This window comes from Comamonas sp. NLF-1-9, from assembly GCF_019195435.1.
In the GTDB taxonomy this organism is placed as follows: Bacteria; Pseudomonadota; Gammaproteobacteria; order Burkholderiales; family Burkholderiaceae_C; genus Comamonas_C.
Genome location: NZ_CP078069.1, coordinates 1,258,337 through 1,272,582 on the forward strand (window position 1 = coordinate 1,258,337; position 14,246 = coordinate 1,272,582).

The following is a 14,246-nucleotide window of genomic DNA, read 5'->3' on the forward strand; positions in this document are numbered from 1 at the left end:
ACTCTCCTAGCGTGGTTCGCGCTCGCGCGAGCGAGCAACATCGCGGGAACGGGCGTCCCCTGCCGGCGTCGTGCTGCTGGTGCTCGCGGGCGCAGCCGGCGCGGCGCCGTGCGCCTGCGAGCTTGCCGCAGCCGCGCCCTGGGCCGGCGGAGCCAGCGCCGCGTCCGCACCCATCAGCTTGTCGAGTGGCAGATACAAGAGGTTGGAGCCCTCGCGCGATTCGACGATGACCTTGGTCACGCCCGAGAGCACCTGCTGCATCGCATCGAGGTACATGCGCTCGCGCGTGACCTGCGGTGCCTTCTGGTATTCGGTGACGACCGAGTCGAAGCGCTGGGCGTCGCCCTCAGCCTGCGCGACCACCCGCGCCTTGTAGCCGGCGGCCTCTTCCTGCAGGCGCGAAGCCGCGCCCGAGGCGCGCGGCACCACGTCGTTGGCGTAGGCCTGCGCCTCGTTCTTGGTGCGCTCACGCTCTTGTCCGGCCTTGAGCACATCGTCGAACGCGGCCTGCACCTGCTCGGGCGGGCGCACCCCGCCCTGCTGCAGGTTGATGCCGACCACTTCGACGCCGACCTTGTAGCGGTCCAAAATGGTTTGCATCAGCGTGCGCACGCGCGGTGCGATCTGGTCGCGCTCGTCGGCCAATGCCGAGTCCATCTTCATGCGCCCGACGACCTCGCGCACGGCACTTTCCGCCGCCTGCACCACCGCATCCGCAGGGTTGCGGCTCTCGAAGAGCCAGGCGCGCGCGTCGTTCAGGCGGTACTGCACGGCAAACTTGATCTCGACGATGTTCTCGTCCTCGGTGAGCATTGCCGAATCGCGCAGGCCCGTGGCCTTGATGATGGAATCGCGCCCGATATCCACCGAACGGATCTGGGTGACGAACACCAGTTCGTGGCGCTGGATGGGGTAAGGCAGGCGCCAGTTGAAACCCGCGCCCACGGTGCTCTTGTACTTGCCGAACTGCGTGATGACCGCCTGCTGCCCTTCCTGGACGATGAAGAAGCCCGTGGACAGCCAGACCAGCAGCGCGATCACCGCGAGCACCGCCACGCTCTTGCCGGCGTTGCGCATGTCGGGTTGAAAGCCGCCGCCGCCCGGAGGGGCGGAGCCGCCCCTGCGCCCGCTGCGGCCCGCGCCGCCAAACAGGCCGCCGAGCTTGTTTTGCAGATCGCGCCAGAGCTCGTCGAGGTCTGGCGGGTTGGCGCCACTGCCCTGGCTCGGACGCGCAGGCCGGGGCGGCTGCGCGCCTTCAGGCGTACGGTCGGGCTGCGGCGGACGCGGCTCCTCGCCAGCGTCTTCGTCGCTACGGCCCCAGCGCGGGTCGTTCAGGTTGTAGACCGGCCGCGCGCCCAGCGCCGCTGCTAGCCGGCGGGCCACACGCTTGCGTAGATCCATGCGTAGGTATCTCATTGGTAATCGGCTGATGCCTGTATTGTCCCCGGCAAAAGAGGGTTCAGGAAGAAGCGTGGGCGGCGCCCGCCGGCTCGCAGTGCTCTTGCGCATGCTCGGCAGCGCGCCGCGCGAGTTCGTCGCGCAGCGCGTCCAGGCCTTCGCCGGTCTGGGCGCTGATGAACAGGCGCTCATGCTGCGACCCAAGCAGGTCATAGCGGTCGCGCCGCACGGCTGGCCGCACGCCCGGGGCAAATGCGTCGAGTTTGTTGAACACCAGAATCTGGGGCAACTCGGCCGCGCCGATTTCTTCGAGCACTTCCTGCACCTGCTCCATCTGCTGGCGATGCTCGGGGCTGGCCGCGTCGACCACGTGCAGCAGCAGATCGGCGTCGGCCGCCTCCTGCAGCGTGGCCTTGAAGGCACTGATCAGGCCATGGGGCAGATCGCGAATGAAGCCGACGGTGTCGGACAGCGACACCGAACCCGCCGCCTCGCCCAGATAAAGCCGGCGCGTAGTGGTGTCCAGGGTGGCGAACAACTGGTCGGCGGCGTAGGCGCGCGCCTTGACCAATGCGTTGAAGAGCGTGGATTTGCCCGCGTTGGTGTAGCCGACCAGCGAAACCTTGTAGGTATCGCGGCGCTGGCGCTGGCGCCGCTGGGTAGCGCGCTGGCGCTGCACCTTGACCAGGCGCTCACGTGTGCGCCGTATGGTGTCGCCGATCATGCGCCGGTCCAGCTCGATCTGGCGCTCGCCGGGTCCGCCACGCGCGCCGATGCCGCCGCGCTGACGCTCAAGGTGGGTCCAGCGGCGCACCAGCCGCGTGCTCAGGTATTGCAGGCGCGCGAGCTCCACTTGCAGCTTGCCCTCGTGGCTGCGCGCACGCTGGGCAAAAATCTCCAGGATCAGCATGGTGCGGTCATAGACCGGCAGGCCCAGGCGGCGCTCCAAGTTGCGCTGCTGCGCCGGACTCAGCGCCTGGTCGAAGATGATTTCCAGCGCGCCGTGCCGCTGGGCAAGCTCGCCGATCTCGTCGGCCTTGCCGCTGCCCACGAACAGCGCGGCATCGGGCGCCTGGCGCTTGCAGGTCAGCGCAGCAACGGGGTTGAGGCCGGCGCTGCGTGCCAGCAGTCCGAGTTCGAGCAGTTCTGCGTCGAAACCTTCGCCGCCGAAGTCGACGCCGACCAGCAGCACGGGCACGGCGTCGCTCTGCGCAGGCAGCAAACTGGTCACGGGCGGCCCCCCGTCGGGCGCGGCGGCATGGCGCGGGGGAGCAGCACCGCTGTTATTGTTCGCCTCCGTCGGCAGGCTCGCCGGCCATGGCGGCGAAGTTGACGGCACGACCGGGCACTATCGTGGAGATGGCGTGCTTGTAGACCATCTGGGTGACGGTGTTGCGCAGCAGCACGACGTACTGGTCAAAGGATTCGATCTGTCCCTGCAGCTTGATGCCGTTGACGAGATAGATCGACACCGGCACGTGTTCACGCCGCAATGCGTTCAGGAACGGGTCTTGCAATTGTTGGCCTTTGTTGCTCACGATATGCTCCGTGTTCAAAACTGTTGTTGTGGTCTGTCACCTTACCACAGCAACCCAGGCAGGGCAGGTGCGGCCTGCACCCGCGGTTTCAAGGCCCTGCCTTGTCGACATAGGGGTTTTTCGACGTCCGGAATTCCAGGCGCAGCGGCGTGCCGATCAGGTTGAACTGCTTGCGAAAGCGCCCTTCGAGAAAGCGCTTGTAGGCGTCCGTCAGGTGCTCGAGCAGATTGCCGTGCACGACGATGACCGGCGGGTTCATGCCGCCCTGGTGTGCATAGCGGGGCTTGGGGCGCGAGCCGCCCGAGCGCTTGGGTGTCTGAAACTGCACCGATTCGAGCAGCACCCGGGTGAGCACGGGCGTAGGCATCTTGCAGATCGCCGCCTGGTAGGCCTGGCGGATCGAAGGCCACAGCGCCCCTATGCCCTGGCGGCGCGCGGCCGAGATGAAATGGATAGCGGCGAACTTCATGAACGCCAGCCGATTCTCGATGGAGCGGCGCAGCTGTTCCCGCTGGTACTCGTCCACCGCATCCCATTTGTTCACCGCCACCACGACGGCGCGCCCGCTCTCCAGGATGTAGCCGGCCACGTGGGCGTCCTGGTCGGTCACGCCCTGGGTAGCGTCGAGCAGCAGCAGCACCACATGGGCCGACTCGATCGCGCGCAGGGTCTTGACCACCGAGAATTTCTCTATCGCCTCGAACACCTTGCCGCGCTTGCGCAGTCCCGCGGTGTCTATCAATTCGTACTTCTGGCCCTGCTGCTCAAAGGGCACGCGGATCGCATCGCGCGTGGTTCCGGGAAGATCAAAGGCGACCAGCCTCTCCTCGCCCAGCCAGGCGTTGATCAAGGTGGACTTGCCGACGTTGGGACGACCCGCGACGGCCAGGCGAATCGTGCCGGACTCGCCCGCCTGGTCGGCTTCTTCGTCGGATTCGAGCAAGGCCAGGGGCTCAAGCGCCGCCTCGAGCAAGCTGCGCACGCCCTGACCGTGGGCCGCAGAGACCGGATGGACTTGCCCGAGCCCGAGCTCGTAGAACTCGGCCAGCAGCGCGCTTTCCTGCATGCCTTCGGCCTTGTTGCCGGCCAGCACGCAAGGCTTGCCCAGGCGGCGCAGGTACACCGCGATGTCGTGGTCTTGCGCGGACAGGCCGGCGCGCACGTCCACGACGAAGACGACGGTGTCGGCCTCGGCAATGGCCTGGGCGGTCTGGCGGGCCATTTCGCGGTAGATGCCGCTGTCCGCGTCGGGCTCGAAACCGCCGGTATCGACGACGATGTATTCATGCCCGCCAAGGCGCCCCTGGCCGTAGTGGCGGTCGCGCGTGAGCCCGGCGACGTCCGCGACGATCGCGTCGCGCGAGCGCGTCAGGCGGTTGAACAGCGTGGACTTGCCTACGTTGGTCCGCCCCACGAGGGCGATGACGGGTTTCACCGCGAACGGCCCGTTCAGTCGGGCCGAAAGCCGTACACGCTGCCCTGGCGCGTCACCACGACCAGGGTCTTGTCCGCGACCACGGGCGTGGCCGCCACGCCGGAGCCGTCGGTAGAGAGCCGGTTCAGCGGCGTGCCGTCCTCGCGCGAGAGCAGATGCACCAGCCCGCTGTCGTCGCCTACCACCACCGAGCGACCGAGCAGCAAGGGCGCGGTGAGCGTGCGGTAGCGCAGCACGTCGTAGCTCCACAGCGGCGCGCCATCGGCGCGCTTCCATGCCTGCACCGTGCCGTTGGATTGCGCGCCGAACAGCGCCTGCGCGTCGCCGTCGATGCCGCGCGCGCCGTGCGAGCTGCGCGTCCACAGCAAGGCGCCGCGCGCCGTATCCACGCAGCCCACTGCCGCCTGGAAGGCGCGGGCACAGACCACGCTGCCCTCGCGGCTGACGCCGCCCAGCAGTTCCACCAGCCGCTCGACGTCGTTGGTGCCGCGCGCAGTGGCGATCGGCGCTTCCCAGCGGATCAGGCCCGAATCCGGGTCAAACCCGACCATGCGCCCGGACAAACCCGCGACCAGGGTGTCGCCCACGGCCATGAGCAGGCCGTTCTCGCGCAACACCAGGTTCTCGCCGCGGCGCTGCTGGTTCCACAGCGGGTAGCCGGTCTGCCCGTCGAAGGCCAGGACCGAGCGGTCGGCGGTCATGACGAAAACGCGTCCACCCGCCACCAGCGGCGCAGTGAAGGTCTGCGCCGGCAGGGGCTGGCGCCAAAGCTCGCGCCCGGCCTGCAGCACGATGAGCTGTCGGTCCCGCGAGACCACGGCGGCGCGGTCGCCGTCGCTGCCGACGCCGGCCGAGAGCACCTCGGACAGCTGCGCGCGCCACAGGCTGGCGCCGGTGCGCGCGTCAAGTGCCGTCACCGCGCCGCCGCGCGAGGCCAGCACCACGGTGCTGCCGTGCACGGACGGGCTGAGCACCAGGGAATCAACGGCGCCGATCTGCGCCTGCCATACCTGGTGCACCGGCAGCAGCGGCACCACGGCGCCGAGCTCCACCGGCTTGGGCCGCGACGAGCCGCAGGCCACAAGCACCAGGGCCAAGGCCAGCAGCACGGCGCTGGCACACAGCCGCCAGGCGGCGCGCGCGCTCATGCGCCCCCCTTGGGCGAAGCGTTGCCGCCCAGCGCATCGAGCTTGGCTTCGACGATCTGGCGATAGGCAAGCTGCTCACCCAGCGCCTCATAGGCGCGGCGGTATTGCGCAATGGCTTCGGCCGTCTTGCCCTGAAGCTGCAGCACGTCGCCGGTCTGGTCGGCGACCACGGCGGCAAACTCGGACGGGAAGGCGCCCGAGAGCTCGGCCAGCGCTTTGTCGTACTCCTTTTCCTGCACCAGCGTGGCGGCAAGGCGCAGCCGCGCCAGCGCCACAAAGCCTTCATCTGCCGCCTTGTCCACGACCCAGCGCAGCGCCGCCTGCGCGTCCTTCCAGCGCTGCTCCTTGGCAAAGGCCTGGGCCGCGACCAGCGCGCCCTGCTGGGCCTGGGCGGTACGCGGATAGTCAGCACGCAGATCACCGAGGATCTGCTGCACGCGGTCCAGCTCGCCGGCCTGCGCTGCCACCTGGACGGCATCGAGCATGGCCACCGCCTGCTGCGCCTGGCGAGATTGCCAGTAGCGATAGCCATTCCAGGCCGCCAGACTCCCCATGACCACGATCACCGCCCAGGTGATCAGGCTGCCCCAGGTGTCCCAGAAATGCTTGAACTGGGCGATCTGTTCCTGTTCTTCAAGGTCAAAGTGGTGTGCCATCGTGCGGTCTTTCTATCAGCGCGGGGATTGTAGGCTGGCAGCCAGCGCGGCCAGGTCGGCCAGCGGGCGCTGCACCTGCTCGCCCGCTTCGCGCAGCGCCTTGACTGTGACCATGCCCGCCTGCAGCTCGTCAGCGCCGAAAACCAGCGCGAACCGTGCGCCGCTGGCGTCGGCCTTCTTGAATTGCGCCTTCATGCTGCCCAGGCCTTGCGCGCCGCCGGCGTGCATCTGCACCGCCACGCCAAGCGCGCGCAGCCGCTGCAGGCTGGCCATGACGGTGGGCAAGGCCGCTGCGTCCGGCACCACGGCATAGGCATCGGGCGCGGGTGCGGCCAGGGCGCGCTCCTGCTCCTTGAGCAGCTCCAGCACGCGCTCCACGCCCAGCGCCCAGCCAACGGCGGGCGCGGGCTTGCCACCCATTTGCTCGATCAGGTAGTCGTAGCGCCCGCCGCCGCAGATCGTGCCCTGCGCACCGAGCTGGTCGGTGACGAATTCGAAGACGGTGAGGTTGTAGTAGTCCATGCCGCGCACCAGGCGCGGGTTGATGCTCCAGGCTACGCCTGCGGCATCGAGGATGGCCTGCACCTGCTGCAGGTGTGCGCGTGAAGCCTCGCCGAGATGGTCGATGAGCCTGGGCGCGCCTTCAACCACGGCTTGCATGGCCGGATTTTTGGTGTCCAGGATGCGCAGCGGGTTGCTGTGCAGGCGCCGGTGCGCGTCCTCGTCGAGCAGGTGCTGATGCGCCTCGAAGTGGGCGATCAAGGCCGCGCGGTGTGCTCTTCGCTCCTCGGGCTGGCCCAGGCTGTTGAGCTCCAGGCGCACGTCGGCAAGGCCTAGCTCGGCCCACAACGCATGCGCCAGCAGGATGATTTCGGCATCCACCTCCGCACCGGGAAAGCCCAGCGCCTCGGCGCCGATCTGGTGAAACTGGCGGTAGCGCCCACGCTGCGGGCGTTCGTGGCGAAACATCGGCCCCATGTAGTACAGGCGCTTGCCGCCGTCGTAGAGCAGCGAATGCTCCACGGCCGCGCGCACCACGCCGGCCGTGGCCTCGGGGCGCAGCGTGAGTTGCTCGCCGTTGAGTCGGTCTTCAAAGGAGTACATCTCCTTCTCGACGATGTCGGTGACCTCGCCCAGGCCGCGCACGAAAAGCGCCGTGGGCTCGACGATGGGCGTGCGTATCGCCCGATAGGCATGGCGCTGCATCAGCGAGCGCACCACCTCTTCCAGCCACTCCCAGCGGGCCGAATCGGGCGGCAGGATGTCGTTCATGCCCTTGACGGCAGACAGTTTTTGCATGGCGCTGAAAATTTAGATGAAAACAGGCTCCAGCCCTTGCCCAGCAAGCGCTACCAGCTCTCTTCCCGATAGCAATATCAACCCGCTCAAGCGGCACCCGCGGCTAGGCCGTAGCGGCGCTGCACGTAGTCCTCGACGAGCTGCTGAAACTCCTGCGCGATGTGCTCGCCGCGCAGCGTCACCGTTTTCTGGCCGTCGACGTACACCGGAGCGGCCGGCGCCTCACCGGTGCCCGGCAGGCTGATGCCGATGTCGGCATGCTTGCTCTCGCCCGGGCCGTTGACGATGCAGCCCATCACCGCCACGCGCAGCTTTTCCACGCCGGGGTAGCGCGTGCGCCAGAGCGGCATCTGGGCGCGCAGGTAGTCGTCGATCTGCTTGGCCAGCTCCTGAAACGTGGTGCTGGTGGTGCGCCCGCAGCCTGGGCAGGCGGTGACGCTGGGCGCGAAGGCGCGCAGGCCGAGCGACTGCAGGATCTCGGTGGCGACCAGCACCTCTTGCGTGCGCGATTCACCCGGCTTGGGCGTGAGCGACACGCGAATGGTGTCACCTATGCCCTCTTGCAGCAGCATGGCCATGGCGGCGGTCGAGGCGACGATGCCTTTGGCGCCCATGCCGGCTTCGGTCAGGCCCAGGTGCAGCGGGTAGTCGCAGCGCTGCGCGAGTGCCCGGTACACCGCGATCAAGTCCTGCACGCCGCTCACCTTGCACGAGAGGATGACCTGGTTGCCGGACATACCCAGTTCTTCGGCCCTTTGCGCGGACGACAGGGCCGAACGCACCAGCGCCTCGTACATCACCTGGCGCGCGTCCCAGGGCTGGGCGCGCGTGCCGTTCTCGTCCATCAACGCGGTGAGCAGCTCCTGGTCCAGGCTGCCCCAGTTCACGCCGATGCGCACCGGCTTGTCCCACTTGAGCGCCGCCTCGATCATCTGGGCGAACTGCTTGTCGTGCTTGTCGCCCTTGCCCACGTTGCCCGGGTTGATGCGGTATTTGGAGAGCGTGCGCGCGCACTGCGGAAAGTCGGTCAGCAAGCGGTGGCCGTTGTAGTGAAAGTCGCCTACCAGCGGCACGAACTCGCCCATCTTGTCCAGGCGCTCGCGGATTTCGGGCACGGCCGCGGCCGCCTCGGGCGTGTTGACGGTGATGCGCACGAGCTCCGAGCCGGCGATGGCGAGCTGGCGCACCTGCGCCACCGTGGCCTTGACGTCGGCCGTGTCGGTATTGGTCATGGACTGCACGCGCACCGGCGCGTCGCCGCCCACGCTCACTACCTTGTCGCCCCAGACCACGCGCGCCTGGCGCGTATGGCGCGGCGCCGGCGCGACCATGGCTATGGGCGCGTGCGTTTCAGAAATCAGCATTCACTTCACCTCGAACCGGGCGACGTTGTTGCGCGCCACGGCGTTCAAATTCATCGCTTCGCCGCGCACCGTCACCTCGGCGGCGTCCGCACGCCCTATCACCACGGACCAGGGGCCGCTGCCCTGCGCGACATAGCGCTCGCCAGGCTCCAGGTTGCGCTCGACCAGCACGCCGGCGCCGGGGCTGCGCACCTGCACCCAGGTCTGCTGGCGGGCGGCGATGACCAGAGGCTCGGCGGGCGCAGCCTGGCTCGCGGCGGACGCCGCTTCGGCGGGCTCGACGGGCGTTGGCGCAGGCGCGGGTGCTTCCAGGGCCGTGGCCGGCTGGGCGGGCGTGGGCGCCGCCGGGGCGGCGTCCGTCTGCGCGGGACTTGGCGGCGCTGCCGGCGCTTGGGGCGCTGGCGCAGGCACGGGGGCCGAAGTCTCGGCGGGCGCGAGCGGTGACACCTGCGTGGCCGGGGTTTCGCCGCCGTCGCCGCCGCGCGGCACGAAGGCCAGCACCAGAGCGGCCGCCAGCAAGGCGATGACCACGAAGGCCGTCAGGCGCGAGATCGGCAGTCCGAGCACGCTGCCAGTTTCTGCGCGCTCGCCCGCTTCCTTGAAACGCGCGTTCAGGCCCTGCTGGTCCTTGAGCGCTACCGGCGCGCTGGCGGGCAGCAGCGCCAGCACCGGCGCCGCGTCGACCTTGAGCGAGCGGCAGACGCTGGAAGCGAGCGCGCGCAGAAACACCACGTCGTTGAAGACCTCATAGCGGTCTTCTTCCAGTGCCTGCAACTTGTAGGTGGGCACCTTGAGCGCGGCAGCCAGCGCCGCCAGATGCACCCCGGCCTGCTCCCGGCTGGCGGCCAGCAGGCGCCCGGCCGTGGCCTGGCCCGGCGCCGCGTCTTCGGCCGGCCGGCCGGGCAAATCCGGCGCCGGCTCACTCATCGAAAGCCCCCTGCACCAGCGCCATTGCTTCGCGCGAATCCGGATACCGGCGGTTGAGCTGCTCGGCCAGCTGGCGCATCGCGTCGGCGTCCTTGAGCGCGCGTTCGACCTTGATGCCCAGCCAGAGCGAAGCGGCGTTGGAGAACTCGCCGTTGTTCACGCGCCGGATATAGAACTGCGCGCCCTTGGCGTCGTCCTGGGCGAACATGACGGAGGCAAGGTGGTAGCCGACCACGGGGTTGGCGGCATCGAACTCGTAGGCGCGCAGCAAGGTCTCGCGTGCCTGCGCAAAACGCCCGGCGCGTTCATGGCACACGCCTTGCGCCGTCCAGGTCTTGACGCGCGAGGCGTAACCGGGCGTGGCGAGCGCACGCTGAAACAGCGCATCGGCACTGTCGTAGTCCTTGCGCTGGCAGTGCAGCCAGCCCAGGTTGTGCATCACGTCGGGGTCAGCGGGCTTGAGTTCGAGCGCGCGCTGGAGGTTGGTTTGCGCCTTGGCCCAATCCTGCAGCGCCATGTAGACCAGCCCGCGCAACTGGTAGGCCTCGGAGTAGCCTGGGTCTGCGGCCAGCGCCTGGGCGGTTTCTTCCAGCGCCACTTCGGGCTTGCCCATCTGCAGGTAGTTGGCCGCCAGCTCCAGCCGGATGTGCGCACGGTGGCGCGCATCGGTGCTGGGCGCGGCGGCGGCCAGCGCCTCGGCGTCCGAGCCCGGTGCGGGCGCGCTCGCACAGGCCTGCAGCAGCGCGAGCGCGAGCGCAACAAGCGGCGCCAGCACACAGCGGCCCAGACCGCGGTGCGCGATATGCCAAGAGACCATGCCCTGCTCCTCCATGGTGATGCAGCCGTTCAAGCGCCGACGTGGCTCGCGCTCTCGCGCAGCTTGGCCATGCGTTGCGCGACGCGCGTGCGGTCTTGCACTTCGCCGGCGAGCTGGCCGCAGGCCGCGTCGATATCGTCGCCGCGCGTCTTGCGCACCGTGGTCACGACGCCGGCGTCGAGCAAGACTTTGGCAAAGGCAGCGATCGCGGCATTGGGCGAGCGGCGCAGGCCCGAGGCCGGAAACGGGTTGAACGGAATCAGGTTGAACTTGCACGACAGCCCGGCCCAGCGCGCGTCGCCAATGAGCTCAATGAGCTGCTGCGCATGCTCGGGCTGGTCATTGACGCCGTCGAGCATGCAGTATTCAAAAGTGATGAAGTCGCGCGGCGCCGCCTCGAGATAACGGCGCGCCGCGCCCATGAGCTCGGCCAGCGGGAACTTGCGGTTCAGGGGCACGAGGGTGTCGCGCAGGGCGTCGGTGGGCGCGTGCAGCGAAATCGCCAGGGCCACGGGGCAATCGGCCGCGAGGCGGTCGATCATTGGCACCACGCCCGAAGTCGACACCGTCACGCGCCGGCGCGACAGCCCGTAGGCGTGGTCGTCCAGCATGGTGCGCAGCGCCGGCACCAGCGCCGGGTAGTTGTTCATCGGCTCGCCCATGCCCATGAAGACCACGTTGGTGATCACGCGCTCGTCGCTGCCAAAGCGCTTGCGCAGCGCGTGCTCGGCCCACCAGAGCTGGCCGACGATCTCGCCCGCCGTCAAGTGGCGGCTGAAGCCCTGGTGGCCGGTCGAGCAGAAGCGGCAACCGACGGCGCAACCGGCCTGGCTGGAGACGCACAGCGTGCCGCGGTCGTCCTCGGGGATGTAGACGGTCTCGATCGCATTGTTGCGCCCCACGTCGAACAGCCACTTCACGGTGCCGTCTTGCGAGACGTGCTCCTTGGCAACAGGGGGCGCGACGATGTAGGCGCAGTCCTTGAGCTTTTCGCGCAGCGACTTGGCCAGGTCCGTCATCTGGTCAAAGTCCTGCACGCCGCGCTGGTGTATCCAGCGAAACAGCTGCGTGGCGCGAAACGGTTTTTCCCCGAGCTGGCCACAAAATGCGGCAAGCGCCTGACGATCCAGATCGAGGAGATTGGTAATCATGGCTGTGCTCCACCGGCCTGCCCAGGGGCGCGCCGGCCGCGTGCGCGCCTCAGCGCGCGTGGATCGCCAGGCCGGGGAAGAAGAAGGCCACTTCCACGGCAGCGGTTTCGGGGGCGTCCGAGCCGTGCACCGCATTGGCGTCGATGCTGTCGGCAAAGTCGGCGCGGATGGTGCCGGCGGCGGCCTTCTTGGGGTCGGTCGCGCCCATCAGGTCGCGGTTCTTGAGGATGGCGTTCTCGCCTTCGAGCACCTGCACCATCACCGGGCCGGAGACCATGAAGTCCACCAGATCCTTGAAGAAGGGGCGCTCCTTGTGCACCGCGTAGAACTGCTCGGCCTGGGCGCGCGAGAGATGGATCATGCGGGCGGCGGCAATCTTCAGGCCGGCGGCCTCGAAGCGCGCGTAGATCTGGCCGATGACGTTCTTGGCGACCGCGTCGGGCTTGATGATGGAGAGGGTGCGTTCTGTGGCCATGTGCATTCCTGATGGTGTGTTGTGAAAGTGGCTGCGCCGTGCGCAAAGCCGTCGATTTTAAGGTTTCCGCTCAAGGCCTACGGTTGCTGCGGCGCGGACCGGGGTTTTGTTTTTGCCGGCGCTGGCGCGCAAAGCTGTCCGCGCCGATATAGCCCACCGAGGTTTTCATCGGGTCGGGCTGGCTCGACGCAGCCTGGCGCCCATCGCGCCCGGCTTCGCGCCCCGGGCCGCGCGTGTCACCACGGCGTTTGCCCGGCCTGGCCGCTCCGCCCTTGCGCTCTGCACGCGCCGGGCGTTCGGGCATGCCCGCCGCCTGCGTGAGCGCGCGGATGTCGCCTTCATCGAGCTCCATCCAGGTGCCGCGCTTGAGCCCGCGCGGCAACACCATGGCGCCATAGCGTATGCGTATCAGCCGACTGACCGCGTGGCCTACGGCCTCTATCATGCGGCGAACCTCGCGGTTGCGACCTTCGGCAATCGTCACGCGGTACCAGCAGTTGGCGCCTTCACCCCCGCCGTCCTCGATGGCGCCGAAGGCCGCGGGGCCGTCGTCGAGCACGACGCCGTCGAGCAACTGGCGCTTTTCCTCGTCGCTGAGCGCGCCGAGCACGCGCACCGCGTATTCGCGCTCCATGCCAAAGCGCGGGTGCATCAGGCGGTTGGCCAGGTCGCCCGAACTGGTGAAGAGCAGCAGGCCTTCGGTATTCAGATCGAGCCGCCCCACCGCCTGCCATTTGCCCTGCACCAGACGCGGCAGCCGGCGAAACACCGTGGGGCGGTTCTCCGGATCGTCCATGGTCACCAGCTCGCCGGCCGGCTTGTGGTAGGCCAGCACGCGCGGCGCCGGCGGCTCGATGCGAAAGCGTATCGGCTTGCCGTTGAGCTTGATCTGGTCACCAAACTGCACGCGCTGACCGATGTGCGCCGGCTCGTTGTTCACCGAGATGCGCCCTTCCAGGATCAACTGCTCCATGTCCAGGCGCGAACCCATGCCCGCCTGCGCCAGCACCTTGTGCAACTTGGGCGCTTCGGGGCGCGGCTGCAGCACGCGCTTGGGCGCGGGGAGCTCGGCGTTGTCCTCGTCCTCGTCGAGCTGGCCCGAGACCACGTCGGCAAAGCCGTAACCGGGCTTGGGCGCCGCCGCCTTGCGCCGCCCGCCCTGCCGGCCGCGCCCCGGTCGAGCCATCCGCTGCTCGCCCTCAGCGGGCGCGGCTGCGCCCGGCGCATGCTGCCCCGATGCCGGCTGCTGCGGCTCTTCATTCATCTCGTCGTTCATCATCGCCTCCCGCGGTGATTTCGGGCGCCGCGCCTGCGTCCTGCGCCCCGTCTTCGGGCAAGGGCAATTGCGCCTGCCCGGCTTGCTCTGCCAGCAAAGACCGGGGCAGCGCATCCTCGTGCGCGGCCAGGGCCGGCAAGTCGGAGAGCGATTGCAGACCCAGGTCGGCCAGGAACTGGCGCGTAGTGGCAAGCAGCGCCGGCCGCCCCACGGTGTCGCGGTGGCCTACCACCTCGACCCAGCCCCGCTCTTCCAGTTGCTTGATGATCAGGCTGCTCACCACCACGCCGCGGATGTCTTCGATGTCGCCGCGCGTCACCGGTTGGCGGTGCGCGATGATGGCCAGAGTCTCCAGCGTCGCGCGGCTGTAGCGCGTCGGTTTCTCGGGCAGCAGCCGGTCCAGCCAGGAGCGCATTTCGGGGCGACTCTGAAAGCGCCAGCCCGTGGCCACCTGCACCAGCTCGACACCGCGCTGCGCCCATTCGGCCTGCAGCTGCGCCAGCAGCAGCTTGACGGTGTCGGCGCCGAGCGCGTCTTCGAACAGCGCGCGCAGCTCGCGCAGCGCCAGCGGCTGGGGCGAGCAGAGCAATGCGGTCTCCAGGACCTTTTTGGCTTGCACCGTGTTCATGGGTCTGCGCCTGGTGGGTGCCGGCCGATCGCGCGGCATGCGCCCTCGTGGCGGTGAAAAATCAGATCATCGGCCCGCGCTGGGGGCGGCCTGTTGCGCTGGCGCGTGCTGCAGGACAACCGCGGGCGCTGCTG

Annotated in this window: 14 protein-coding genes; all 14 read right to left on the reverse strand. The window is 68.7% G+C overall.

The annotated features are described in order from the left end of the window. Positions 1 to 6: 6 nt before the first annotated feature. Positions 7 to 1,401: an FtsH protease activity modulator HflK gene (gene hflK, locus KUD94_RS06110; RefSeq protein WP_218238896.1), complete on the reverse strand. Its 1,395-nt coding sequence runs from the start codon at positions 1,399 to 1,401 to the stop codon at positions 7 to 9. Between the two features lie 58 nt (positions 1,402 to 1,459). After that, positions 1,460 to 2,629: a GTPase HflX gene (hflX, locus tag KUD94_RS06115; RefSeq protein WP_218238897.1), complete on the reverse strand. Its 1,170-nt coding sequence runs from the start codon at positions 2,627 to 2,629 to the stop codon at positions 1,460 to 1,462. A gap of 52 nt (positions 2,630 to 2,681) precedes the next feature. After that, a complete protein-coding gene (gene hfq / locus KUD94_RS06120) occupies positions 2,682 to 2,936 on the reverse strand; it encodes an RNA chaperone Hfq (RefSeq protein ID WP_218238898.1) in 255 nt (84 codons plus the stop codon). Between the two features lie 88 nt (positions 2,937 to 3,024). After that, positions 3,025 to 4,371, reverse strand: coding sequence for a ribosome biogenesis GTPase Der (gene der / locus KUD94_RS06125; protein WP_218238899.1), 1,347 nt, complete (start codon positions 4,369 to 4,371; stop codon positions 3,025 to 3,027). Between the two features lie 14 nt (positions 4,372 to 4,385). Continuing rightward, complete coding sequence (gene bamB, locus KUD94_RS06130; RefSeq protein ID WP_218238900.1) at positions 4,386 to 5,519, reverse strand: outer membrane protein assembly factor BamB; 1,134 nt, start codon at positions 5,517 to 5,519, stop codon at positions 4,386 to 4,388. Then, complete coding sequence (locus KUD94_RS06135; protein WP_218238901.1) at positions 5,516 to 6,175, reverse strand: tetratricopeptide repeat protein; 660 nt, start codon at positions 6,173 to 6,175, stop codon at positions 5,516 to 5,518. The genes bamB and KUD94_RS06135 overlap by 4 nt, the downstream gene beginning before the upstream one ends. A gap of 15 nt (positions 6,176 to 6,190) precedes the next feature. Next, complete coding sequence (hisS, locus tag KUD94_RS06140) at positions 6,191 to 7,474, reverse strand: histidine--tRNA ligase (protein ID WP_218238902.1); 1,284 nt, start codon at positions 7,472 to 7,474, stop codon at positions 6,191 to 6,193. 86 nt (positions 7,475 to 7,560) lie between these two features. Next, complete coding sequence (ispG, locus tag KUD94_RS06145) at positions 7,561 to 8,838, reverse strand: flavodoxin-dependent (E)-4-hydroxy-3-methylbut-2-enyl-diphosphate synthase (protein ID WP_218238903.1); 1,278 nt, start codon at positions 8,836 to 8,838, stop codon at positions 7,561 to 7,563. Further along, positions 8,839 to 9,765, reverse strand: coding sequence for a RodZ domain-containing protein (locus KUD94_RS06150; protein ID WP_218238904.1), 927 nt, complete (start codon positions 9,763 to 9,765; stop codon positions 8,839 to 8,841). It abuts the gene before it with no gap. Next, positions 9,758 to 10,582, reverse strand: coding sequence for a type IV pilus biogenesis/stability protein PilW (pilW, locus tag KUD94_RS06155; protein ID WP_218238905.1), 825 nt, complete (start codon positions 10,580 to 10,582; stop codon positions 9,758 to 9,760). Before pilW ends, KUD94_RS06150 begins: the two co-directional genes overlap by 8 nt. Positions 10,583 to 10,611: 29 nt before the next feature. After that, positions 10,612 to 11,733 carry a 23S rRNA (adenine(2503)-C(2))-methyltransferase RlmN gene (rlmN, locus tag KUD94_RS06160; protein ID WP_218238906.1) on the reverse strand — a complete coding sequence of 374 codons (1,122 nt, stop codon included), beginning with the start codon at positions 11,731 to 11,733 and terminating at the stop codon, positions 10,612 to 10,614. 49 nt (positions 11,734 to 11,782) lie between these two features. Then, complete coding sequence (ndk, locus tag KUD94_RS06165) at positions 11,783 to 12,208, reverse strand: nucleoside-diphosphate kinase (RefSeq protein WP_146913564.1); 426 nt, start codon at positions 12,206 to 12,208, stop codon at positions 11,783 to 11,785. Positions 12,209 to 12,278: 70 nt separating this feature from the next. Then, positions 12,279 to 13,484: a 23S rRNA pseudouridine(2605) synthase RluB gene (rluB, locus tag KUD94_RS06170; protein WP_218239326.1), complete on the reverse strand. Its 1,206-nt coding sequence runs from the start codon at positions 13,482 to 13,484 to the stop codon at positions 12,279 to 12,281. After that, entirely contained in the window at positions 13,465 to 14,112 is a 648-nt protein-coding gene (gene scpB / locus KUD94_RS06175; RefSeq protein WP_218238907.1) for an SMC-Scp complex subunit ScpB, read from the reverse strand. Before scpB ends, rluB begins: the two co-directional genes overlap by 20 nt. Between the last annotated feature and the right edge of the window lie 134 nt (positions 14,113 to 14,246).